24 protein-coding genes are annotated in these 23,554 nt (G+C 40.0%); all 24 read right to left on the bottom strand.

Annotated features, from left to right (window positions below):
* Positions 1–12: 12 nt before the first annotated feature.
* The 24 genes from fliY to sucD all read right to left on the bottom strand — a co-directional run bounded on the left by fliY (position 13) and on the right by sucD (position 23,553).
* Positions 13–1,245, bottom strand: a complete 1,233-nt coding sequence (gene fliY / locus B4U37_RS10025) for a flagellar motor switch phosphatase FliY (protein WP_010193370.1) — start codon at positions 1,243–1,245, stop codon at positions 13–15.
* Positions 1,235–2,233 (bottom strand): flagellar motor switch protein FliM, encoded by a 999-nt coding sequence (gene fliM / locus B4U37_RS10020; protein WP_010193371.1) that lies wholly within the window; start codon positions 2,231–2,233, stop codon positions 1,235–1,237. The genes fliY and fliM overlap by 11 nt, the downstream gene beginning before the upstream one ends.
* 38 nt (positions 2,234–2,271) lie before the next feature.
* Positions 2,272–2,703, bottom strand: coding sequence for a flagellar basal body-associated protein FliL (fliL, locus tag B4U37_RS10015; RefSeq protein ID WP_010193373.1), 432 nt, complete (start codon positions 2,701–2,703; stop codon positions 2,272–2,274).
* A complete protein-coding gene (locus B4U37_RS10010; protein WP_010193375.1) occupies positions 2,690–2,908 on the bottom strand; it encodes a flagellar FlbD family protein in 219 nt (72 codons plus the stop codon). The genes fliL and B4U37_RS10010 overlap by 14 nt, the downstream gene beginning before the upstream one ends.
* 40 nt (positions 2,909–2,948) lie before the next feature.
* Positions 2,949–4,430 (bottom strand): flagellar hook-basal body complex protein, encoded by a 1,482-nt coding sequence (locus B4U37_RS10005; protein ID WP_010193376.1) that lies wholly within the window; start codon positions 4,428–4,430, stop codon positions 2,949–2,951.
* A gap of 39 nt (positions 4,431–4,469) precedes the next feature.
* Positions 4,470–5,123, bottom strand: a complete 654-nt coding sequence (gene flgD, locus B4U37_RS10000) for a flagellar hook assembly protein FlgD (RefSeq protein WP_088018107.1) — start codon at positions 5,121–5,123, stop codon at positions 4,470–4,472.
* A complete protein-coding gene (locus B4U37_RS09995; RefSeq protein WP_088018106.1) occupies positions 5,120–6,319 on the bottom strand; it encodes a flagellar hook-length control protein FliK in 1,200 nt (399 codons plus the stop codon). The genes flgD and B4U37_RS09995 overlap by 4 nt, the downstream gene beginning before the upstream one ends.
* A gap of 14 nt (positions 6,320–6,333) precedes the next feature.
* Positions 6,334–6,906 carry a MotE family protein gene (locus B4U37_RS09990; protein ID WP_010193381.1) on the bottom strand — a complete coding sequence of 191 codons (573 nt, stop codon included), beginning with the start codon at positions 6,904–6,906 and terminating at the stop codon, positions 6,334–6,336.
* Positions 6,907–6,913: 7 nt separating this feature from the next.
* Positions 6,914–7,363, bottom strand: a complete 450-nt coding sequence (gene fliJ / locus B4U37_RS09985) for a flagellar export protein FliJ (RefSeq protein ID WP_010193382.1) — start codon at positions 7,361–7,363, stop codon at positions 6,914–6,916.
* A gap of 9 nt (positions 7,364–7,372) precedes the next feature.
* On the bottom strand, positions 7,373–8,686 hold the full coding sequence (gene fliI, locus B4U37_RS09980) for a flagellar protein export ATPase FliI (RefSeq protein WP_010193384.1): 1,314 nt from the start codon (positions 8,684–8,686) through the stop codon (positions 7,373–7,375).
* A 2-nt stretch (positions 8,687–8,688) separates the two neighbouring features.
* Entirely contained in the window at positions 8,689–9,459 is a 771-nt protein-coding gene (gene fliH / locus B4U37_RS09975) for a flagellar assembly protein FliH (protein ID WP_157663760.1), read from the bottom strand.
* Entirely contained in the window at positions 9,452–10,471 is a 1,020-nt protein-coding gene (gene fliG, locus B4U37_RS09970) for a flagellar motor switch protein FliG (protein WP_010193387.1), read from the bottom strand. Before fliG ends, fliH begins: the two co-directional genes overlap by 8 nt.
* 18 nt (positions 10,472–10,489) lie before the next feature.
* The gene (gene fliF / locus B4U37_RS09965) at positions 10,490–12,079 is read right to left on the bottom strand and encodes a flagellar basal-body MS-ring/collar protein FliF (RefSeq protein ID WP_010193388.1); all 1,590 of its coding nucleotides are present in this window, start codon (positions 12,077–12,079) and stop codon (positions 10,490–10,492) included.
* A 148-nt stretch (positions 12,080–12,227) separates the two neighbouring features.
* Positions 12,228–12,494 (bottom strand): flagellar hook-basal body complex protein FliE, encoded by a 267-nt coding sequence (gene fliE, locus B4U37_RS09960; protein WP_392396760.1) that lies wholly within the window; start codon positions 12,492–12,494, stop codon positions 12,228–12,230.
* 45 nt (positions 12,495–12,539) lie between these two features.
* Positions 12,540–12,992 (bottom strand): flagellar basal body rod protein FlgC, encoded by a 453-nt coding sequence (gene flgC / locus B4U37_RS09955; protein WP_010193390.1) that lies wholly within the window; start codon positions 12,990–12,992, stop codon positions 12,540–12,542.
* A complete protein-coding gene (gene flgB / locus B4U37_RS09950; protein ID WP_010193391.1) occupies positions 12,992–13,381 on the bottom strand; it encodes a flagellar basal body rod protein FlgB in 390 nt (129 codons plus the stop codon). The genes flgC and flgB overlap by 1 nt, the downstream gene beginning before the upstream one ends.
* Positions 13,382–13,991: 610 nt before the next feature.
* The gene (gene codY / locus B4U37_RS09945) at positions 13,992–14,771 is read right to left on the bottom strand and encodes a GTP-sensing pleiotropic transcriptional regulator CodY (RefSeq protein WP_010193394.1); all 780 of its coding nucleotides are present in this window, start codon (positions 14,769–14,771) and stop codon (positions 13,992–13,994) included.
* 27 nt (positions 14,772–14,798) lie between these two features.
* Positions 14,799–16,199 (bottom strand): ATP-dependent protease ATPase subunit HslU, encoded by a 1,401-nt coding sequence (hslU, locus tag B4U37_RS09940; RefSeq protein WP_088018104.1) that lies wholly within the window; start codon positions 16,197–16,199, stop codon positions 14,799–14,801.
* Between the two features lie 17 nt (positions 16,200–16,216).
* On the bottom strand, positions 16,217–16,759 hold the full coding sequence (gene hslV / locus B4U37_RS09935; RefSeq protein ID WP_060665887.1) for an ATP-dependent protease subunit HslV: 543 nt from the start codon (positions 16,757–16,759) through the stop codon (positions 16,217–16,219).
* A 22-nt stretch (positions 16,760–16,781) separates the two neighbouring features.
* Positions 16,782–17,690 (bottom strand): tyrosine recombinase XerC, encoded by a 909-nt coding sequence (gene xerC, locus B4U37_RS09930; RefSeq protein ID WP_088018103.1) that lies wholly within the window; start codon positions 17,688–17,690, stop codon positions 16,782–16,784.
* A gap of 64 nt (positions 17,691–17,754) precedes the next feature.
* Positions 17,755–19,059: an FADH(2)-oxidizing methylenetetrahydrofolate--tRNA-(uracil(54)-C(5))-methyltransferase TrmFO gene (gene trmFO / locus B4U37_RS09925; RefSeq protein WP_088018102.1), complete on the bottom strand. Its 1,305-nt coding sequence runs from the start codon at positions 19,057–19,059 to the stop codon at positions 17,755–17,757.
* 116 nt (positions 19,060–19,175) lie between these two features.
* Positions 19,176–21,254 (bottom strand): type I DNA topoisomerase, encoded by a 2,079-nt coding sequence (topA, locus tag B4U37_RS09920; RefSeq protein WP_088018101.1) that lies wholly within the window; start codon positions 21,252–21,254, stop codon positions 19,176–19,178.
* A 423-nt stretch (positions 21,255–21,677) separates the two neighbouring features.
* On the bottom strand, positions 21,678–22,574 hold the full coding sequence (gene dprA / locus B4U37_RS09915; RefSeq protein WP_088018100.1) for a DNA-processing protein DprA: 897 nt from the start codon (positions 22,572–22,574) through the stop codon (positions 21,678–21,680).
* Between the two features lie 76 nt (positions 22,575–22,650).
* On the bottom strand, positions 22,651–23,553 hold the full coding sequence (gene sucD, locus B4U37_RS09910) for a succinate--CoA ligase subunit alpha (RefSeq protein WP_088018099.1): 903 nt from the start codon (positions 23,551–23,553) through the stop codon (positions 22,651–22,653).
* Position 23,554 lies beyond the last annotated feature (1 nt).

Here is a 23,554-nt window from a genome sequence, read left to right as displayed (position 1 = left end):
TCCTCCTAGGATCTATCGAAGTTTTCTAATTCTATCTGTTTGACTTACAATATCTGTTACTCTTACTCCAAAACTCTCATCTATCACTACCACTTCACCTTGCGCGATAAGTTTGTTATTGACAAGAATATCCACCGGTTCCCCTGCAAGCTTATCCAGTTCAATAATGGAGCCTGTTGACAATTCAAGGATGTCTTTGACAGAACGCTTCGTTCTTCCTAGTTCCACCGTAACCTGTAGAGGTATATCCAAAAGCATATTTAAGTTATTAGGTTCAGATTCTTCCACGGTTGTTGTTTCAAAACTCGAGAAGACTGCAGGTTGTACATTAACTGCTTGCTGCGTTCTTGGTGCAGGATTGCTAGGCCTTTCATGCCCGCCTGCATATGCATGTTCTCTAATAGGAGCTTCTGTAACCGAACGCTCTTCTTCCCTTTGATAGTAATCTGCAGTGGAAGCTGTTTGTTCTTGATTCCGTTGCTCATAGGAAGATTCATTTGCTTGACTAGTTGGTTTTTCTGTTTCCTGGATAACTTCTGAAACTTGATTGGTTTCGTCATCGCGGTGCAGGAGTTCTTCCACTAATTTCTTTGCAAATGGATAGGGAAGTATTTGCATGATGGATGAATCTATTAATTTGCCGATCTTAATGGAAAAGGCCACCTTAATTAACAGTTCATCTTCTGGCATCTCACTGGTCCCATCTCCTGCTTTAAAATCAATCAACATGACAGAAGGAGGTGAAATATCAATCTTTTTTGCGAACACAGTCGACATGGAAGTAGCGGCAGAACCCATCATCTGATTCATCGCTTCATGGACGGCACTCAAGTGAATTTCATCAAATTCATTCTGAGGGTTCTCCCCTGTTCCTCCAAGCATCAGATCTGCAATGATAGCAGCATCCTTTTGTTCAACAACCAGTATGTTAGAACCAGAAAACCCTTCTGTGTAACTTACTCTTATTGCTACATAAGGATCTGGGAATTCACTTTCCAATCTGCTTTTCTCTACCAAAGTAACCTTTGGTGTTGTAATTTGAACTTTTTGATTCAATAAAGTGGATAAAGCGGTTGCGGAACTGCCAAACGATATATTGCCAATTTCACCAAGCGCATCCTGCTCCATTGTAGATAGATATTCTTCAATATTAAGATCAACAAAGAGGGGTTCTTCATTGTTGCTATCTGTACCTCGAAGCAACGCATCTATCTCATCTTGAGATAACATTCCATCACTCATCATCCTCGTATCCCTCCTTGATTTTTTCTAAAATCTGTACGGCCATATTTTTCTTCACCTGGCCGACCTGTCCATAAAAACTAGGTTTATTGTCCACTTTGACAATTATGGGCTCATCTATTTTCTGTTGTAGTGGAAGTACATCACCAATTGTTATGTTCAATAGATCTGAAAAAGATATTTCTGAGTGTCCCAATTCAGTCGTAACCGTTAATGCAGTGGCTCTGATCGCTTTTTCTAGAGTAGCTATCTCATGATCCTGCCTCACTTTGTTTTTCTCTTCCATCCAATAGTGAGCAGATAATTTAGGAATAACTGGCTCTAGCACTACATGAGGAATACATATATTGATCATCCCCGTTACTTCACCGATCGTAATATTCATGGATATTACTATTACTGTTTCATTCGGAGAAACTAATTGCAGAAACTGCGGATTCACTTCTAAATCTGAAAGAAATGGTTGAATGTCCGCTATTGTATCCCATGCTTCGCCGAAGTTCTCAATGGCTCCCTCAAAAAGAGTGGTCATAAGCTTTGTTTCTATTTCTGTTAAGCTGTCCACTTTATTAACGCCCGTTCCCTTGCCTCCAAGTTGCCTGTCAAGCATCGCATAAGCAATAGTTGGGTTTATTTCAAGAACAACCCTTCCTTCAAGCGGCGCCACTTCAAATACATTCAGAATGGTCATTTTAGGGATAGAACGAATGAATTCTTCATAAGGCAGCTGATCTACAGACGCCACACTGATTTGTATGTAGGTTCGCAATTGAGCAGAAAAATAGGTCGTTAACAATCTGGCAAAGTTTTCATGAATTCTTGTTAAATTTCTGATTTGATCTTTGGAAAACCGAAGTGCCCTTTTAAAGTCATATACTTTAACCTTTTTCTCCTGATTTTCCTTTTTTAGCTCCTCGGCGTTCATTTCCCCTGTCGATAGGGCAGAAAGAAGCGCATCTATTTCACTTTGTGACATCACTTCTGTCGACATATCCACCACCTCCTAATTTACATGAATCTCTTGGGTGATTAATTTTGAAGGAGAAAGGAGGTTGTATAGACTTTCACGATTTCTCCGTCCTGCATCACTTCATTGATTTTTTGTTGAATTTCCTCTTCCAGTTGCGTCAGACCTTTTCCACCTTCAAAATCAGAAGCAGTCTTGCTGGCAATTTGGTGTATCACGATGTTTTGAACCTGAAAATCCCTTTTCAATAGTTCTTCCGTCGCTTTTTTACTATCTGTTTGGACTTTCATCTTCAAACGGACATAGCCCCCGCTTTGCAGGTTCGTTGTCATTTCATCGAAATCAATGGAGTATTTAATGATTTCATCAATGGTGGGCTCTTCAGTTGATTCATCCGCATAGAACTTATCCACAGTAACCAATGCAATTACTCCTATAAGTGAAATACCAAGGAGGATAATGATCATGATATTAAGTAACTTATTGCGAAACATCTTTTGTACCCTCCAAATGTGTTCCATGATGCATGTGAGCGAAGAACTCTTTGCAATGCAGGACCACTTCTTCCATTCTCTCTTTGACTATCACCTTTTTACCATTATTTAAGGTAATCATCGTATCAGGTGTTTCCTCTACCTGCTCAATCAACCAGACATTGAGCGCAAAAGGCTTCCCGTTAAGCTTTGTTAGCTTTATCATTTTAGTCGGGCTAAGTTATTCCAACTCATCCCTTCCCCCTTTATCGCTTCAGATTGACAAGCTCTTGAAGAATTTCATCTGATGTCGTGATGATTCTGGTGTTCGCTTGGAACCCTCTTTGAGCCGTGATCATTTCCGTAAATTCCTCAGATAAGTCCACATTGGACATTTCAAGTGTGCCGGAAATAATGGATGCAGCGCCATCGTCACCTGGTTTAAACATTTCCTCAAGCTGGATTCCATCACCATTTTTATCCATTGTTCCGGAGTTGTTGGATTGTTGGAATAGATTTTCTCCAATTCTTTCTAAACCAGCATCATTTGGAAATTTAGCTAACATTAGCTGACCTGCAACTTTTAAATCTCCAAACTGATCAATAAAGTTCACTTTTCCATCTCCGGAAATACTGAAGCTTCTTGCATTAGGCGGAATTTGGATTAGACCAGGGCTGCCGCTTAATGAATCTGTCCATGTAGGTTGTTGGATCATTTCAGCTTTGGCGATGAAATTCTCGAAAGTCTTGTATGCGGTGTCAAGGCTGGTTTTGACTGATTGTGCATAGCTTACAAGATTTGAAAGGTCATTGACATTGGCTGTTGCTGCAGTAGGCATCGGGATGGTTGGGTCTTGGACAACCGGGTCAATCATTCTGTATGCTACTTCACCAGTTTCACCAATAAAACTGTCTATCCCGTCGTTCATGTTTTGGGCTGAAGTTGTAAAAGCAGTTCTTTGATTCACATAAATATCCGTATTGAAATCATTGAACTGGGTTGCTGCATTATCTCTGGCGGTTTCGGCTGCTGTCGCCGCTGCTGCAAGTTGAGGATCATTTCCGCCTGATTCCAGATTCGCTTTTTCAGCATCTTCAAATGTTCGTTGAGCTTCCAAGAACTTCATTGAAAGGTCTAGGAATTTGTTCGTGTCATTTCTAAAGTCCCTGTATTCATCAAAGAAAATCTCCCCAGAATTCAACGCAGCGTTGGACGCTTCCATGATTTGGTCATTTGGAATTCGCTTCTCCCCTGTTTCTCCAACCATGTACATTCCGTTTGAGTTTACGATGTATCCATTATTATCAAGGTAGAAGTTACCTGACCTTGTATAGTTCATCGCTACCGCATTGTTAACGGCACCACCTAGTATCTTGTTATCCCCATAGTTGGTGTCACTATCAACATTCACTCTTGTAACATCTGCAATGGAGGCTACTGCGAAGAATCCATCTCCGGATAAGGCTAAATCAAGTGGTCTTGCAGTGGTTTGCAGTGACCCTTGAGTTTGGATGGTATCTATCGTACTAATCATGGAGCCTAGTCCAATTTGCTTCGCATTAACTCCACCTTTTCCTGCTGCAGGTCCGCTTGCACCTGATAATTGTTGGACCATCATCTCTTGAAAAGTAGCTCTTCCTTTTTTAAAGCCATACGTATTGACGTTTGCAATATTGTTACCAATCACATCTAGTTTTGTTTGAAAGTTTCTAAGTGCTCCGATACTTGAATACATGGAACGTAACATTCTTTTTCCCCCTCATTTTGCTTTCTGGTCTATCACTATTTATTGTGTAATTTGGTGGATGGCATTAAGCGGTATCTTTTTATCTGACAAGCGCTCATCTGTAACTGTGAGATGAATTTTTCCGTCCTTGGTAAATACGGAGTTAACCATGACGTTTTCATAGGATTCTTCCCCTAAAGTGATGGAAACCTTTTTTCCAATTAGGTGACTTGCTGATAGTAGGGAGGCATTTCCACCTTGAGAGATCTCTCCAGACTGATTCACTTTTGTGATTTGCTCTACAGTGATCTCACTTCCATCATCCATGATAAGTCTCGCCTTTCCATCTTGCATGGAGATACTTGTAACCGTACCGTTCTTCATTTCGACAAATGGTTCGTCTTCCACCATATATGTGTGCTGCCAAGTAAGTTCTGAGCCTAGATATTGTTGCAGGGAGAGTACGTTCATTTTATTCTGGGTGTCTATAAAACCTTCCATGCTTTTATTCAAGTTCGCCATTTGTTCAAGAGAAGAGAAATTTGCCATTTGGGCAATAAATTCTCTGTCTTCCATTGGGTTTAATGGATCCTGGTTTTGCAATTGGGTAATAAGAAGACGTAGGAAATCGTCTTTTCCCATCACATTGTTCTGATTAGATGTTTCCACCGGACGGTTCTGAATGTAAAGATCAGATGAAATAGTATTTGTCATGTTCTCTCACCTTCAGGGATTTTTATTTCTAACTCTTCTAAAAGGACATCTTCAAAAGTTTGATTGGAATCGTCTTGTTGCTTGTTCTGCTTAAAAGATTGCTTTGCTTGGGAATTTTCTTCATTTGTTCCTTTATGCTGTTGTGTGAACTTTTGCTCTTGATCTAAAAACACAATTTCAATCTTATCCATATTCGCATTCGCCTGTGCAAGAGTTTGTTTCAAATTGGCAATACCGCTCTCAAGAAGCGATGCAGCAGACTTGGAATGAACAATAAGTTTAGTGACTAAACCGTTCTCGGTTTCCTGTAATTTTATATGTAATGTTCCAAGATGATCGGGAGCCAACCGGATGGTCATGGACTGGTTACCGTTAACTAGTCTTGTAGTTGTTTTAGACAAGATACCTTCAAGCTTTTGCATCAATTGTTCTCGTGCAACCTCATTTGAAGTTGTATCCACTACCCATTGGATGGTCGTCTGTTTTGGTTGTTGCAACAAGTTCATCGTAACGGGACCATTTTGTAGTAAGGATTCACTAGGCATAAAAGCTGTTTTCAATGAAGACGAATCCGATGTGGGTGGAAAAGTTGGGGTCGCTGCCCTTACCATCTGTTCTACCTTGCCCATCTTGGAATCTATTGCCTTTAACAGATCCTGTATGTTTGACTGTTCTTTAGTAGACATTTGTAGATCTGACTTTTCATCCATTGGCGTAATATAACTTTTCATAAATATCATCACTCTATCTGATAGCTGAGTGAATGGTTGTATTAACTTTTTATCGACTTTTCCTTGAATATTGCCGTCAAAATTTGAGAGGAGGGACATCATCGCCATAACATCTTCTAACAAATGGAAATATTCTTCTGGTAGTTCTTTATTTTCATTTGAATCAGTCTGCATGTTTTGCCACTCTTGTAGTTCATTAAGAATAGCAAGCTGCAATGTTGTGATGTCATCCATTTCTTTCATCAATTTCTCCACTGCGGCATTATCTTCTCCTACCATCTCACTATCAGACTGAGAAAGGGACAACATGGCAGAAAGGAGACTTTCAGACAAGATTGAACGGAAACTGTCCGACACACTTTCGGTTAGTTGCTCTGACTTTTTCATACCGTCTGGACTCATTTTCTTGCTTGAACCGACGGAAGCAGAAGCTTCACCAGTTACAAAAAAGTTCACTTCTTTCATTCCTTTCTAAAAACCTATTCCTTATCGGCTAGTAGTTCCGTAAATCTTGCTGCCTGTTCTGGTTCGAGTTGTCCTAAGATAGAAGATGTTTTGGAGGTGCTTAATTCATTTAAGATCAAGAGCGCCATATCTTCATCCAGTTCTATTATGATTTGAGCAGCCTTTTTCGTGGACATTCCTTCATATAGCTTGGCCAACTCTTTTGTTGAAGATCTTATTTCTTGTTGTTGTTTCTCTAAATCTTCTATTTTACTATTCGCTTCTTCTAGACTTGCAACAAGCTTAGTGATCTCCCTTTCTTTATCACTAATTTGCCTTTCTAGGAGAATGATTTCTTGCGAGGAATTTGTGTTGTCATTTTTTGTAGATGACGACCCTTCTTCTTCTTTTTCTTCCTCAGTAATAATCACTTCTTCCTTGGCAGGGAGGAAAGATTGGGCAACTTCAAATACATTTTTCCCTTCATACGTCAGATAGCCCAGTACAATGACAAGTGTGAAAAGAAGCGGAATGATAAACAAATACAAAAGCTTTTGCAGGAATGTATATTTTTCTTCTACTTCTTCTGTTTGTTTTTCTATTTTCATTTTTTATTCACCTATTCGTGTGTTGCGAATATTGAAGAATGGAGAGTTCGTCTATAAATGTTGCCTCCACTTTAAGATCATTTTGCTTCCAATAAAGTTTTTCTTTGTTATCCAACACTTCATATTTTTTACATTCCACCGATTGTTCTTTTAGTTTTTCTTCTTTTAAGTTCATGAATGCCCTAGCATGGCTTACTTTTTTTTGTTGGTGAAGCAAGTTTTTTTCCAAGTTCCCCATAAAGAATTGCTGCTGTTTAAGTGTTTCTATTGGTATTCCAGTTTGGAGGCTAACTTGCAAAACTTCATCTAATTGCTCTTTCTTCTTTAATAATTCATATAAGGTTTGGCCTTCTGTTTCAAACTGTGAAATTGCCGTTTGATATTCTGAACTTGCCTGGTCTTTTTCGGCTTTTTTCACCACCAACAACTTTTCTAAACGGCCTCTTCTAACAGACATGCCTACCACCTACTTCATTAAGTTTGTTAATTCTTTTTTTGTATCAGTAAACTTCCAGCTATCATCCACTTCTTGTTTTAAATAGTTTATGATGGCCGGGTAGGATTGAATGGCATCATCGATTTCTCTGGAGCTTCCTCGCTTATAGGCCCCAATATTAATAAGGTCTTCAGCTTGGTAATATTTCGAAAGCTTTTCCCTCATGGATTCCGCTGCACGTTTATGTTCATTATCGACGATATGGTTCATAACCCGACTCACACTTTTTAACACGTTAATTGCCGGGTATTGCCCCTTATTTGCAAGATCTCTATCTAAAACAAAATGACCGTCAAGTATCCCGCGAACTGTATCAGCTATGGGCTCATTCATGTCATCCCCATCCACCAGCACTGTGTAGAAGGCCGTGATGGACCCGTGTTGGTTTGTGCCGGTTCTTTCCAACAATTTAGGAAGCATGGAAAATACGCTGGGTGTATAACCTTTGGTGGTCGGCGGTTCTCCCACTGCCAAACCAACCTCTCTTTGCGCCATTGCCACCCTTGTCACTGAATCCATCATGAGCATGACATTATAGCCCATATCTCGGAAATACTCTGAGATGGCCGTTGCCGTATATGCCCCTTTTATCCGCATAAGTGCGGGTTGATCGGATGTAGCCACGATAACGATGGAACGACTTAACCCTTCAGGACCAAGGTCACGTTCCAAAAAGTCTCGAACTTCTCTGCCTCGTTCCCCAATAAGTGCTATCACATTAATATCTGCATGAGTATTTCGTGCAATCATCCCAAGAAGTGTACTTTTTCCAACTCCACTACCAGCAAAAATCCCGACCCTCTGCCCTTTGCCTACTGTAAGCAGGCCGTCAATGACTTTTACTCCCACTTCCAATTCTTCTGTAATTGATGGTCGCGTCATTGGGTTTGGGGGTGCTTGGTCTGTAGGGTATTTACCTAAACCGACTGGTAATTCCTCCTCTTGATTTAGAGGTTTTCCCAGTGCATCAAGTACCTTTCCCCTCAACTCTTCACCGATTCTAATTTCCAAAGGGTTATTTGTCGCCTCCACCATACATCCAGGTCCAATATCCTGGATATCAGTAAATGGCATTAAAATAACGTGGTCATCTCTGAAGCCGACGACCTCCGCTTGTACAATTCTTTTTTTCTTTTTATGGATGATGATATTGCATACATCCCCAATGGAGCTCTCTGGCCCCTTGGACTCAATCATAAGACCGATAACTCTTTTTACTTTTCCATAGCGCCTGTACGAATTCATCGTGTCTATTTCTTGCAGTAACTCCTCAATTGTCAACATGGTTACAACTCCGCTCTTACAAGTTGTAAAAGATGTTCTTTAATTTCCTTCAACTGAGTATCAATAGATACATCCATTCTTCCTGCAGTAGAATCAATCCAGCAACCGTTTTCTTTCAACTCTGAGTCAGGATAGATAATAAGTTCAAATTGGCTATTGATGATATTTTGCAAAATCTGTTTATTCATCATAAGAGTTGGGTATTGTTTAGGACATACATAAATTTTTACATCCTCTTTTTCTTTTACTTCTTTAAGGGCTGCTTGAACCAACTGCGTAAAAGTGGAAGGATCTGAATCCAAGGAAGACCCAATAATCTTTTCAGCCACTTTTACACCAAGCTTGACGATGGACTCCAATGAGCTGTCAAGTTTTTCATTATAATGCAATTGGGCAAGTTCAATTATTTGATTTGCCTCGTTAAGCTTCTCTTCATATAGTGCTTGTGCCTCTTTTTCCCCTGCTTGATAACCTTGATCATGGCCTTTATCATATGCTTTTTGCATCCAAGATTCTTTCTCTGACTCCCATGCTTTCTTGTCCTCTTCAATCTTCTTTGCAGCAGTTTGTCGTTCCAAGGATGCCTGTTCCAAAATATCGGCAGCCTCACGATTTGCCTTTTCTATGGCATGATTAATAGATTCTATACTATGACCAAGTACTGTTTCTGTATTTGCATCCGTTTGTTTCTTGTTGAAAATCGGAGCAACTTTTATAGCAACAGATTGAGAATTTCCTTCTTTAAGAGAAAAAGATTTTATTAACTTAGACAATGATGTCATCTCCTCCGCCACGAGCAATGACGATCTCCCCTGCTTCTTCAAGCTTTCTAATGATTCCTACGATACGAGATTGAGACTCTTCAACATCCTTCAAGCGAACAGGACCCATGTATTCCATATCGTCTTTCATGGTTTCTACCATTCGTTTAGACATATTCTTAAATACAATCTCTTTGACCTCTTCACTTGCAACCTTCAGTGCAAGCATCATATCTTCATTTTCAACGTCACGAATTACTCGCTGAATGGCCATGTTATCAAGCGTAACAATGTCTTCGAATACAAACATGCGTTTCTTGATTTCTTCTGCCAATTCAGGGTCTTGAATTTCCAAGGAGTCAAGGATGGTTCTTTCTGTACTTCTGTCTACCTGATTTAACACTTCTACGACAGAGTCAATTCCGCCAGTGTTTGTATAATCCCGAGTAACGGTAGTAGAAAGCTTTCGTTCAAGGATTTGCTCTACCTCATTAATAATCTCAGGTGAGGTACTGTCCATGACTGCAATCCTTTTTGCAATATCCGCCTGCAATTCTTGCGGTAACTCTGATAATATTTGACCGGACTTTGTCGGTTCCAAGTAAGATAAGACAAGTGCAATCGTTTGTGGGTGTTCGTTTTGTATAAAATTAAGGATTTGAGAAGCATCCGCTTTTCTTGCAAAGTCAAAGGGCTTAACTTGCAAAGAAGAGGTAAGCCTTGTGATGATGGCTGTAGCCTGGTCTTTCCCCAAGGCTTTCTCTAAAACTGTTTTGGCGTAACCAATTCCTCCTTGAGATATATAATCTTGAGCAAGGGCGATTTGGTGAAACTCTTCCAGAACATCCTCTTTAATATGAGAATCGACTGTACGCACACCGCTGATTTCAAGTGTTAATTTCTCGATTTCTTCTTCTGATAAGTGCTTGTAAACGGAAGCCGAAACATCCGGACCAAGCGAGATCAATAAGATGGCTGCCTTTTGCTTATTTGAAAAGGCTTTTGCCTGCGTTGCTTTTGCCATATTCGTCTCCCTTCCCTTCTATTCCGACAACCACGAACGTAAAAGTTTCGCAAATTCGTCCGGCTTTTCTTTGGCCATTTTTTCTAGTTGTTTTCGGCGCGCTGAACTTTCTGACTCTTTTTCATTGTTTATATCCGGCACTTGGAATGGAACAGTTTCCTCTTCTGTAACCATTATTTCTTCCTCTTCCTCTTTACTACTTCGTTTGAATAGTAGGAACAATAACAAGAGGATGACAGCTAAGAGAATTCCAGCAGCGATATATACCCATGTTGGAATTGTAGATTCAGTTGATTCTTCCATTTCTACTTTTCCATTGAACTCTTGAACGGAAACAACAATTTTCTCATCAATGTTAGCTAGTTCAGGGTCTTCCCCTAACATATTTTTATCAATGGTTGTTCGGACAATTGTACTTAGTATTTGTCTAATATCATTTATCGTATTTTCCTGCATGGATAATGGGTCATCAGCGACAGGAGGTTCAACCATAACTTGGATGCCCAAATCTCTAACTTTATAAGGGCTTTCTACAATTTCAGATCTGATTCGATTCACTTCATTATTGATTCTTTCTTCCATTTTTTCATAATCGCCACTGCCGGATCCTCCTCCGGCTACATATGCAGGGATATCTGCTTCTCCAGTTCCAGGAACCCCACCAGCAGTGTCTTCACTACCTGTATAACTCTCCGTAATTCGTTCAACGCTTACTGCAATTCCTTCCATGTTTTCTGGATCAACTGGTGTTACCCTATTCTCTTCTCTTGCTTCCTGCGTGAAATCAATGTCAGTGGTTACGGAAACTACTACTTTGTTGTAACCCATCATCATTCCTAACATCTGCTGTACTTGCCTTTGGATGTCTCTTTCAATTTCCTTCTTTAGCTCCAATTGCGTGGACGCATTAAAGGTGTTACCGGAACTCTGGTTATTATTTAAATCAAAATACTCAAAATTTTGGTTCATGATGACGATATTATCTGTAGCTAAGTTAGGAATACTCTTTGAAACAAGATGATAAAGCGCATTAACATGATTCTGGTCAAATTGATACCCAGGATCGTTTTCTATGACGATGGAGGCTGAAGCCTCTTGTGTTGACTCTCTTACAAACACCCCTTCTTCAGGGAGACTAAGCATGACCTGTGCTTCTTTCACACCTTCAATACTTTTAACCAAATTCGCAAGTTCTGTTTGCATGGCATCCAATTTCATTATTCGGAATTCATTATCTGTCATTCCAAACCCTGATCTTTCTCCAAAAAAACCATAATCAATGCTACCGCTTTTCGGAAGGCCCTCAGCAGCCAATTCCACTTTCAATGAATCTACTGATTGTTGAGGTACCAAAATAGCGGTACCGTTATTTGTAATCTGCGATTGGATGCCTCTTCCATCTAACACTTCCTTAATTTGACCTGTTTCCTGCACGGTCAAATCTTTATATAGAGGAGCCATGTCCGTCTTATTCAGGAAGTACACCATCGCAGCTATTGCAAAAATGGATACGATAACTGTACTGAGCATTGCTGTCTTTTGAGCTTTCGTTCTACTAGTCCAAAAGGAAAAAGTTTTTGTCTTTATCTCTTGTAATCTCTCTTTCATTACGTCAATTCCCCCGGTTATTATCTTGCAGCAAAGTTATGCAGTAAATAACCGCATTTTTCTATCTGTAAGATCACAGTCACGCTTGGGTGACAAAAATTATTTATGTATCAAGGTTGAGCGGAGTTACTTAGCCATATCCTTTAGGCTACACTTGCATTCTCATAATTTCCTGATATGCTTCCACGCCTTTGTTTCTTACTTCCATCGTAAGCGACATGGCTACACTTGCTTTTTGCTGAGCAATCAGCACGTCATGAAGCTCTACTCCCTCATTATTAACTAGCTTTGTAGTAATTTGATTGGAAGCAACTTGTGCATTGTTCACTTCATTTAAAGCATCTTTTAAATAGGTAGAAAACTGTTGATGCACATCCCCACTCGTTTTCTGAACACTATTTAGATTCTGAACCATTTGATTAGAATTAGCTATTTTAGTAATCATCTATATGACCTCCACTTATTTACCAAGCTCCAACGTTTTCATCATAATACCTTTTGAAGCATTAAATACCGTCACATTCGCCTCATAGGACCTTGATGCACTCATAAGGTCGACCATTTCTTTTAAAGGATCGACATTGGGCAGTTCAACATATCCGTCTTCATTTGCGTCCGGGTGCTCTGGGTCGAACATTACACGGAAAGGAGCATCATCTTCTTTAATTCTAGTTACCTTCACTCCACTTCCAAAACCACTTCCATTTCCAGAGGCTTTTTGTAAATAGGATTGGAAACTGTTTTCCTTCGGTGCGGTTTCTACCAGCTTCCTTCTGTACGGTTCCCACTGCCCGTTACGGTATTCCCCGCGGGTTGAGTCGACGTTTGCCATATTTGATGATATAACATCCATTCTGAGCCTCTGTGCGGTAAGAGCGGAGCTCGAGATGTTCATACTTTTAAACATGGACATTATCCTCTCCCTCCTTTAATTACGTTTTGAAGGGATTGGAACTTCCCGCTCATTTGATCAATTAATGTGTAATAATATATTTGATTTTCAGCCAAATCTGACATTTCTTTATCTATGTCGACATTATTGCCATTATGTGAGTAGGAATAAGATGTGTTATCCATTTTAAACGCTTTATTTGAACTTCCGGAAAATTCTCTATGTCTGTCATCTGTTTTATTTGCTTCAAGTGCTCTTTGGTAAGTTTCACCAAAGTTCGGTTTTATTTCTTTTCGTTTAAAGTTGGGTGTATCAACGTTTGCGATATTATGTGAAATAGCTTTATGTTTTGCACCCGAATACTGTATACCTTTTTCCAATGCTTGGATTGATGTCGAAAAAATCTTCATTAGTACCCCCATAAATATATCTTTTGTTACGAATTATATATTTTTGTCGAAATATGTATGTATGTTTTTATTGTAAATTAAGGTAACCGATATGTCTATGTGTCAATTGTTAAAAAAAATCGTCAATTTGACTCATTTTCCTCCATAGGCATAAAGACCTATTGCTATTTTAGGATAGAAAAATTACTAATAACTTATACGCCGCTGTTCCTTTCCGCAAATGGCTTCGCTTTCCGCGGGACGGTGCTTGAGCCTCCTCACTTCGTTGCGGGGTCTCAACCAACCGTTACTCCCCCGCTGGAGTCTCCGCCATTTGCTCCAATCCACAGCTGAAAATTACGTAAACCATATTAGATGGCTTTTCATAAACCCTTTAATGAATGAGGTCACCTTGTTGATTGGAGTGGAAGGCGCGCAGACGCCCGCGAGAGGAAGGGACAGGTGAGACCCCACAGGCGCAGCCGAGGAGGCTCACGGACCGCCCGCAGGCAAGCGAAGCGCCTGGAACGGAAATCAACAGTTTTATAAACTTTCTCACTATAAAATAAAAAGGGTCTGACTCTTCTGCGAAATGCAGATAAAAGTCAGACCCTTTTTTATATATTTAGCATTAATGTGATTTTAGTTTGGAAAGCTCCATAAGGAACTTGTCGTTTAGCACTTTAATATAAGTACCTTTCATCCCAAGTGAACGGGATTCGATAACACCGGCACTTTCTAATTTTCTTAGTGCGTTTACGATAACAGAACGAGTGATTCCTACTCTGTCTGCAATTTTACTTGCTACAAGAAGGCCTTCTTTTCCATCAAGCTCTTCAAAGATATGCTCGATTGCTTCAAGCTCACTGTAAGAAAGGGAGCTGATTGCCATTTGAACAACAGCCTTGCTTCTTGCTTCCTCTTCAATTTCTTCCGATTTTTCACGTAGGATCTCCATACCTACAACTGTCGCGCCGTATTCAGCCATAATCAAATCATCATCAGAGAATGGCTCTTGAAGACGAGCAAGAATCAGTGTTCCAAGGCGTTCCCCTCCACCGATAATAGGAACGATTGTTGTTAAACCAGATTTAAACAATTCCTTGTTCTCTACAGGGAAAGCTGTATATTCACTATCCACATCCAGGTTAGAAGATGTTTCTGAGATATTGAACAAGTTCTTAGTATACTCTTCAGGGAATTGACGGTCTTCAAGCATCTTGATCATACGCTCGTTTTCAATCTGTTGGTTAATGGAATAGCCTAATAGCTTCCCACGGCGGGATAATACGAAAACATTTGCTTCAATGACATTGCAAAGTGTTTCCGACATTTCCTTGAAGTTAACTGGTTTACCAGCTGCTCTTTGCAGCATAGCGTTGATGGTTCTTGTTTTTTGTAATAATGGCATTTTATATTTCCTCCTAAAAATCTACTTCTATAAGATAAATTGGCTTAAATCTTTATTTTTTACGATATTGCCTAGTTTTTCGTCCACATATTTCGGTGTGATGACGATTTTCTCCAGGTTGATATCTGGCGCTTCAAATGACAGGTCCTCCAACAATTTCTCAAGGATAGTGTGAAGACGACGGGCACCGATATTATCGGTATCCTGGTTCACCTGAAACGCTACTTCAGCTAGTTTACGAATAGCATCGTCAGAAAATTCGACTTTTATACCTTCCGTTTCCAATAATGCCGTATATTGTTTAAGTAAAGCATTATCTGGTTCCACTAAAATTCTTACAAAGTCATCTATTGATAGTTTGGTCAATTCCACACGAATCGGAAAACGACCTTGCAATTCTGGAATGAGATCAGAAGGCTTGGCGATATGGAAGGCCCCTGCAGAAATAAATAAAACATGATCTGTCTTTACTTGGCCGTATTTTGTTACTACCGTTGATCCTTCCACAATAGGGAGGATGTCACGCTGAACTCCTTCACGGGACACATCTGCAGAAGAACCGCTGTTCTTTTTAGCGATTTTATCGATTTCATCTATAAAGATGATTCCATTTTGTTCTGCTCTATTAACAGCTTCTTGTGTCACTTCATCCATATCAATTAGTTTTTGTGCTTCTTCATGTGCAAGTACTGGTCTTGCCTCACGGACAGTCAGCCTTCTTTTCTTTTTTTTCTTCGGCATGAGATTGCTTAGGGCATCTTGCATGTTCATGCCCATTTGTTCCATACCCGAGCCTTGCAGCATGTCAAACATGGACCCTTGCTGTTCTTCCACTTCAACCGTGACATAACGGTCTTCTAGTTCTCCTAGAGCAAGTTGATGGGCCATTCTTCTTCTTTGATCTTTGATTGATACTTCTTCTTGCTTTTCCTGCTCTTCCGTGTCGTTGGAGTTAGCATTTCCTCCAAAAAACATTTCAAGCGGATTTTTATAGGACGCGCTTTTTTGCTTGCCAGGAACAAGTAGTTCCACCAAGCGTTTGTTTGCATTTTCCAGGGCTTTTTCTTTTACACTCGCCATCTTTTCTTCTTTTACAAGACGGACGGATGTTTCCACCAAATCGCGTACCATCGATTCAACATCACGGCCTACATAGCCAACTTCTGTGAATTTCGTTGCTTCTACTTTGATGAATGGTGCACCAACAAGTTTGGCAATTCTTCGGGCTATTTCAGTCTTTCCGACACCAGTCGGACCGATCATCAGGATGTTTTTAGGGACTACTTCATCACGAAGACTGCCTTTGAGAAGACTTCTTCTATATCTGTTTCTCAGTGCAACCGCAACAGCCTTTTTCGCATTTGTTTGACCTACAATATATTGATCGAGCATATCTACTATTTGCCTAGGGGTTAATTTTGTACTCATGTCCACAACCGCCTTTTCTATAGTTCTTCTACAATGATATTGTCATTAGTGTACACGCAAATTTCACCTGCTGTTTCCAAGGATGCTTTTGCTATCTCACGTGCTGTCATATGATCACCTGCATATCGTTTTAAAGCACGGCCTGCAGAAAGTGCATAGTTCCCGCCTGAACCAATTGCAAGTATTCCGTCATCAGGTTCAATAACTTCACCCGTTCCGGAAACTAACAACATGCTGGACTCATCCATTACAATCAACATGGCTTCCAACTTTCTCAACACTTTATCACTACGCCATTCTTTGGCAAGCTCAACTGCTGAGCGTTGGATATTGCCGTTATATTCCTCAAGCTTCGCCTCGAACATTTCGAATAAGGTAAATGCATCTGCCACAGATCCTGCAAAACCCGCAAGAATCCGTCCGTTAAAAAGCTTGCGCACTTTTCGTGCTGTATGCTTCATGACAACTGCGTTTCCAAATGTAACTTGACCGTCACCTGACATTGCGCATTGTCCCTTATGCTGGACTGCAAATATCGTGGTAGCATGAAATGATGACATGAAAAGATCCTCCATTCGTTCCTCATGCACGAGGATGAAATTGATTATACGTCTTTTGCAAATGTTCTTTTGTCACATGTGTATAGATTTGGGTGGATGATAAACTGGCATGTCCGAGCAATTCTTGTACAACACGAAGGTCTGCTCCTTCATTTAACATATGAGTGGCAAAAGTATGCCGAAGCATATGTGGACTAATATGTAAGGTTGAACATGCCTGTTGTACCATGTCATTAAGTATCAGCCTTACACCTCGGGGGGTAAGGGCACCTCCACGGAAATTAAGAAAAAGATGCTTGGTGGAATTAGGCGTTTTTTGCTTATCAAGCAGTGTTTTTCGGCCATCTTCTAAATAGGTCTTCATGGCGTCTTGTGCAAAACTTCCAAACGGGATGTAACGCTGTTTATTCCCTTTTCCAGTGACAAGGATGGTACCGACTTGAAAGTCAATATCATGAATTTGAATGTGACAACATTCACTAATTCGGATACCAGTTGCATAGAGCAATTCTAAAATGGCTTGATTCCTCTGACCTAATGGTGTTTCCAAATCTGATACAGCAAACAACTTATCAAGTTCTTCACTATACAGGAACTGCGGAAGCCGCTTTTCCTGTTTTGGCAAGGAAACACTGGTAAAAGGGTTTTGCTCCACCTTCTCTTCTCGCAGTAGAAACTTATAGAAACTGCGTAAGCTTGATGTTTTTCTTGCAACCGATTTTCGTGCGTACTTTTTTTGATGCAGCCTGGTTAAATACATACGTGCTTCTGTATGAGTGACTTCATTGATGCTTGAAATGGCTTCCTCTTTCATAAAATCAAAAAAATCTTCAATATCCTTCTGATAAAATACAATAGTATATTTTGAGTAATTTTTTTCAATTTGTAAATATTCTAGAAAAGAAATTAATGGAACGTTAACATTTTGCATACTTATCACCTCACAAGGGCTACTAAATATTATCACAATTTAGTAGCCCTTGCAATTAATTTGATTAATTTTTTACAAAATTCTGAATTGTTTCCAACGCTCTCCTAGCATGCGCTTCATTTCGCTCTTGTTTATTTTTTATTTTCTTCGGAAGATCTGGAAATAACCCAAAGTTTGCATTCATCGGTTGGAAGTTTTTCGCGTTTGTAGAAGTAATATAGTGCGCCATACTTCCAATCGCCGTTTCTTTAGGGAACACCAACGGTTCCTCTCCAAGAACGAGGCGTGCCGCATTCATCCCGGCAATAAGTCCTGACGCTGCAGATTCCACATAACCTTCCACACCTGTCATTTGTCCTGCAAAGAAAAGATCTTCTCTTTCTTTGAATTGATACGTTGGCTTCAACAGATTAGGTGAATTGATAAAGGTATTACGGTGCATTACACCGTACCTTACAATCTCTGCATTTTCCAAACCAGGAATAAGACGGATTACTTCTTTTTGTGGACCCCATTTTAAATGTGTCTGAAAACCAACAATATTATACAAAGTGCCTGCCGCATCATCTTGTCGGAGTTGCACGACTGCATATGGGCGTTTGTCTGTTTTAGGATCTTCTAACCCAACAGGCTTCAAAGGTCCAAAAAGCATCGTTTTCTTTCCGCGGTTTGCCATGACTTCAATCGGCATACACCCTTCAAAGAAAATTTCTTTTTCAAATTCCTTTAATGGTACGGTTTCTGCTTCAACTAATGCATCATAAAAACGATTAAACTGCTCTTCTGTCATCGGGCAATTCAAGTAGGCAGCTTCCCCTTTATCATAACGGGATTTCAAATAAACAATATCCATATTGATGCTGTCTTTTTCAATAATTGGAGCTGCAGCATCGTAGAAATATAGATACTCTTCTCCTGTTAAGGAACGAAGTTGGTCTGAAAGGGCTTTGGAAGTTAACGGTCCTGTTGCTATGATCGTCGGTCCTTCCGGGATTTGTTCCATTTCTTCATTAAATACTGTCACATTAGGATGTTCTTTTACTCTTTCCGTAACTTTAGCAGCAAATTCATGCCTGTCCACCGCAAGAGCACCGCCTGCAGGAACCGCACAGTCATCTGCTGAACGGATAATGACGGAGTCAAGCATTCTCATCTCTTCCTTTAACACCCCAACTGCATTTGTCAGGTTGTTCGCGCGCAGGGAATTGGAGCAAACAAGCTCTGCGAATTTATCTGTATGATGGGCAGGAGTTTGTTTGACTGGGCGCATTTCGTATAAATGGACCCTAATCCCTTTATTTGCAAGCTGCCATGCTGCTTCACTACCGGCAAGGCCCGCTCCAATTACATTAACTACTGTGTTTGTCATAACTGATACCTCCAAAAACGTTGTAAGATTATTGCTGCACTCACTATTTTTTTTACAAAGGAAAAAGGGCTGACCCAACCACTCAAGTGTCAGTCCCCTCTTTACTATAATAAAGCTTATCCTTGTGGTTCTTCTTTATAATCGCACTCTACGCACTGAACCTGTACACCTTTTTTAAGCTTTTTCTCGACCAGTAAGGATTCACACTTCGGACATTTTCTGGCAATAGGCTTATCCCAGGATAGAAATTCACAAGTAGGGTATTGGTCACAACCATAGAAAATTCGTTTCTTTTTACTTTTTCTTTCGACGATATTCCCTTTTTCACATTTAGGACAAGGGACGCCGATATCTTTTACGATAGGTTTTGTATTGCGGCAGTCAGGGAAATTGGAGCACGCCATGAACTTTCCATACCTACCCATTTTAAAGACCATTTCGTGACCGCAAAGCTCACAATCTTCACCTGCAGGTTCATCTTTTATTTCTATTTCCTGCATTTCCGCTTCCGCTTTTTCTAAACGCTTGGCAAATTCATGATAAAAGCCGTCAATGATATTTACCCAATTTACTTTACCATCTTCCACATTATCCAGGTTCGTTTCAAGATCTGCTGTAAATTCGACATTGATGATTTCCGGGAAGAACTCCAAAATCAATTGAATGACAATCTGCCCAAGCTCTGTTGGAACAAATCTTTTGTTATCAAGCGCTACATAGCCTCTTTTCTGGATAGTATCCAGTGTAGGAGCATATGTGGACGGTCTTCCTATTCCCAACTCTTCAAGGGCACGTACCAGCCTTGCCTCTGTGTACCTTGGTGGGGGTTGTGTGAAATGTTGCTTTTGATCGATATCTTTGGAGAAGACTGTATCACCTTTCTCTAAAGGAGGCAACAGGTTTTCTTTTTCTTCCTGTTGATCGTCATTACCTTCCACATATACTTTCATGAAACCGGCGAACTTGACCGTGGAACCGGTCGCACGGAATTGAACATCATTTTGCGTTAAGTCCACACTGACCGTATCCAAAATTGCAGGTGCCATCTGACTCGCAACAAACCGCTCCCAAATCAATTTATACAAACGGAATTGATCGCGTGATAAATATTCTTTGATCGACTGAGGGTCCTTCGTGGTTGATGTCGGACGAATCGCTTCATGGGCATCCTGTGCATTGCTCTTTTTTGTCTCTTTTCTTTCTTCATTAGAAACAAATTGTTTGCCATATGTCTTTTCGATATATTCCACCGCTTCTTTTTTTGCGGTTTCTGAAATACGAGTTGAATCCGTACGCATATAGGTGATAAGACCGACCGTACCTTCTTTTCCAAGCTCAATGCCCTCATAGAGCTGCTGAGCCATCATCATCGTTTTCTTTGCACGGAAGTTAAGTTTACGCGCTGCTTCCTGTTGCAAGGAGGATGTGATAAAAGGAAGCGCTGGATTACGTTTACGCTCTTTTTTGGTTACACTCTTAATTTCAAAAGAGTTGCCCTCAAGCCTTCCAAGAATCTCATTGACATCCGCTTCAGATTTAAGCTCTGTCTTCTTTCCATCTACGCCATAGAAGCTTGCTTCAAATTCTTTTGATTTTCCTGTCAGGAAACTGCTTTTTATGGACCAGTACTCTTCCGGTTCAAATGCATTTATCTCTTGCTCTCGTTCAATAACTAACCGAACCGCAACGGATTGAACGCGTCCTGCACTTAATCCTTTTTTCACTTTCTTCCATAATAAAGGGCTTATATTGTAGCCCACAAGTCGATCCAAGATCCTTCTTGCCTGTTGTGCGTCCACTACATCAAGATTGATCGGTCTTGGATGTTTGAATGATTCCTTTATTGCATCTTTTGTTATTTCATTAAAAACCACCCGACAATCAGATGTGATATCAATATCAAGACTGTGAGCAAGATGCCATGCGATAGCTTCCCCTTCGCGATCCGGGTCAGCCGCGAGAAAAATTTTCTTTGCTTTTTTTGCAGCTGTTTTTAATTCCTTCAAGACGGGACCTTTCCCTCTGATGGTTATATATTTAGGCTCAAATTCATGGTCTACATTTACACCCATTTGACTTTTAGGTAAGTCTCTTACATGCCCCATGGAGGCTTTCACTTTATATTTTTTTCCTAAATATCGTTCAATTGTCTTCGCTTTTGCTGGTGATTCCACAATCACTAAATAATCTGCCATTCAATAATCCTCCTCAAGAGGGTAAATTCTTAGAAAAAACATTAAGGTGATGCGTTTTCTCAAAGTTTTTAGCTTCTATTTTCATTTTTGTTTTATCTATTATTATAAATCTTCACCATTATCAAATATTATGTAACCGTTTGTCAAACAGAGCTTTTCAATAATTTATGTAATTTCCTAGTTTTACTCACATTAAACATCCCGGTTATCCTTATGTATTATATGTAGACACAGAATCTTCTTTATATACTTGCCTATGCAAACTTTTCTCATTAGAATAGTCCATCTAATAAGGAAAAAGGGTACAATTTTTAATATCATTGTACCCTATAATAATATAGACATATATTGATTTGTAAAGTAAAAAACGAAAATTCTCTCAAAAATAGTTAATTTTTTGTCACTTAATTGTAATCTCTTTTACTATTTATTTATTTTTATCATTTCACGGCTACGTAATTCTTCTAAAATATCATGATGACTTGTCACAAGCTTTGCTCCCTGTTGGATAAGCGCATTTGTCCCCTTAGAGGTTTCAGAAAGGATGGAACCTGGAACAGCAAACACCTCTCTTCCTTGTTCCATCGCTTGATCTGCTGTAATGAGGGACCCACTTTTCTCTTTCGCTTCAATAATGATTACTCCTTCACTTAAACCGCTGATAATACGATTCCTTTGTGGGAAATTCCATCTTGTTGGAGGTGTGTATGGAGGATATTCTGAGAGGAGTAGCTGGTGAGAGGCAATTTTTTCTGCATAAGACAGGTGTTCTTTCGGATAAATTTGAAAAAATCCGCTTCCTAAGACTGCAATGGTGTTCCCTCCCTTTTCCATTGTTAATTGATGAGCGGAAATGTCCACTCCTTTTGCCAATCCGCTAACAATTGTAAATTTTTCTTTTACTAGAGGGGGAATTAACTTATTTAAAGAGTGTTTACCATAAGAAGACATCAATCTTGCACCGACTATTCCGAGCATCCTGGTCTTTAACAGATGTTGATTTCCTTTTGTGTATAGGACAACTGGTGGGTCGTAAATTTCTTTTAATAGGGCAGGGTAATCTTTATCCCAAATGGTTAATGGTACTATGCTTTGCTCTTTATAAATAGAAAGAAGCTGCGAAACATTATTGTTGTGGATATGGTGATAAATGGACTGTGCTTGCTTTTGAGTAGTGGTGAAATATGAAGCAATATCAGAAGGGGTCATGGTGTATAGTCGTTCAAGCGTGGGATCTTTCATTAATAGATTTTGGAGTGCCTTTATGGTGAGACCTGGACAATGATGCAGGGTTATCAATCTTCTTTTCTCCTTTTGCATATACGCAAAAACACCTCTCTCCTTAGAAACGGAAACGGGGATAGCCTGACCCGACTATCCCTTTTCCAATATTATATTAGTGAGTTTTACATTTATCGTAAATGCCTTGCTCTTTAATTACTTTGATAAGCGTTTCACCCATTACAGATGGAGTATCGGCAACTTCAATGCCACACTCATTCATCACACGGATTTTCTCATCTGCAGTACCTTTACCGCCAGAGATGATTGCTCCTGCGTGACCCATACGCTTACCAGGAGGTGCAGTACGGCCGCCGATGAAGCCGACAACAGGTTTTGTCATGTTCTCTTTTACCCAAAGAGCTGCTTCTTCTTCAGCTGTTCCGCCGATTTCACCGATCATGATAACCGCATACGTATCTTCATCTTCATTGAATGCTTTTAATACATCAATGAAGTCTGTACCGTTAACAGGGTCTCCACCGATACCTACTGCTGTAGATTGACCGATGCCCTCTTGTGATAATTGGTGAACCGCTTCATACGTTAGAGTACCAGAACGGGAAACAACCCCAACATGGCCTTTTGTATGGATATATCCAGGCATGATTCCGATTTTGCACTCACCAGGAGTGATAACGCCAGGGCAGTTAGGACCAACAAGACGAGTCTTTTTCCCTTCCATGTAACGCTTCACTTTTACCATATCAAGTACAGGAATATGCTCTGTAATACAAATAGCCAAGTCAAGCTCAGCATCTACCGCTTCCATGATCGCATCTGCAGCAAATGGAGCTGGTACATAAATAACGGATGCATTTGCACCAGTAACTTTGACAGCTTCTTCTACTGTATTGAATACAGGTACACCTTCAACTTCAGTGCCGCCTTTACCTGGTGTAACCCCACCAACGATTTGTGTGCCATACTCAAGCATTTGCTTTGTATGGAATAACGCTGTGGAACCAGTAATACCTTGTACGATTACTTTTGTATCTTTATTAATGAATACACTCATG

The organism is Sutcliffiella horikoshii (assembly GCF_002157855.1).
Lineage (GTDB): Bacteria > Bacillota > Bacilli > Bacillales > Bacillaceae_I > Sutcliffiella_A > Sutcliffiella_A horikoshii_C.
This window is presented reverse-complemented; position numbering and strand designations above follow the sequence as displayed.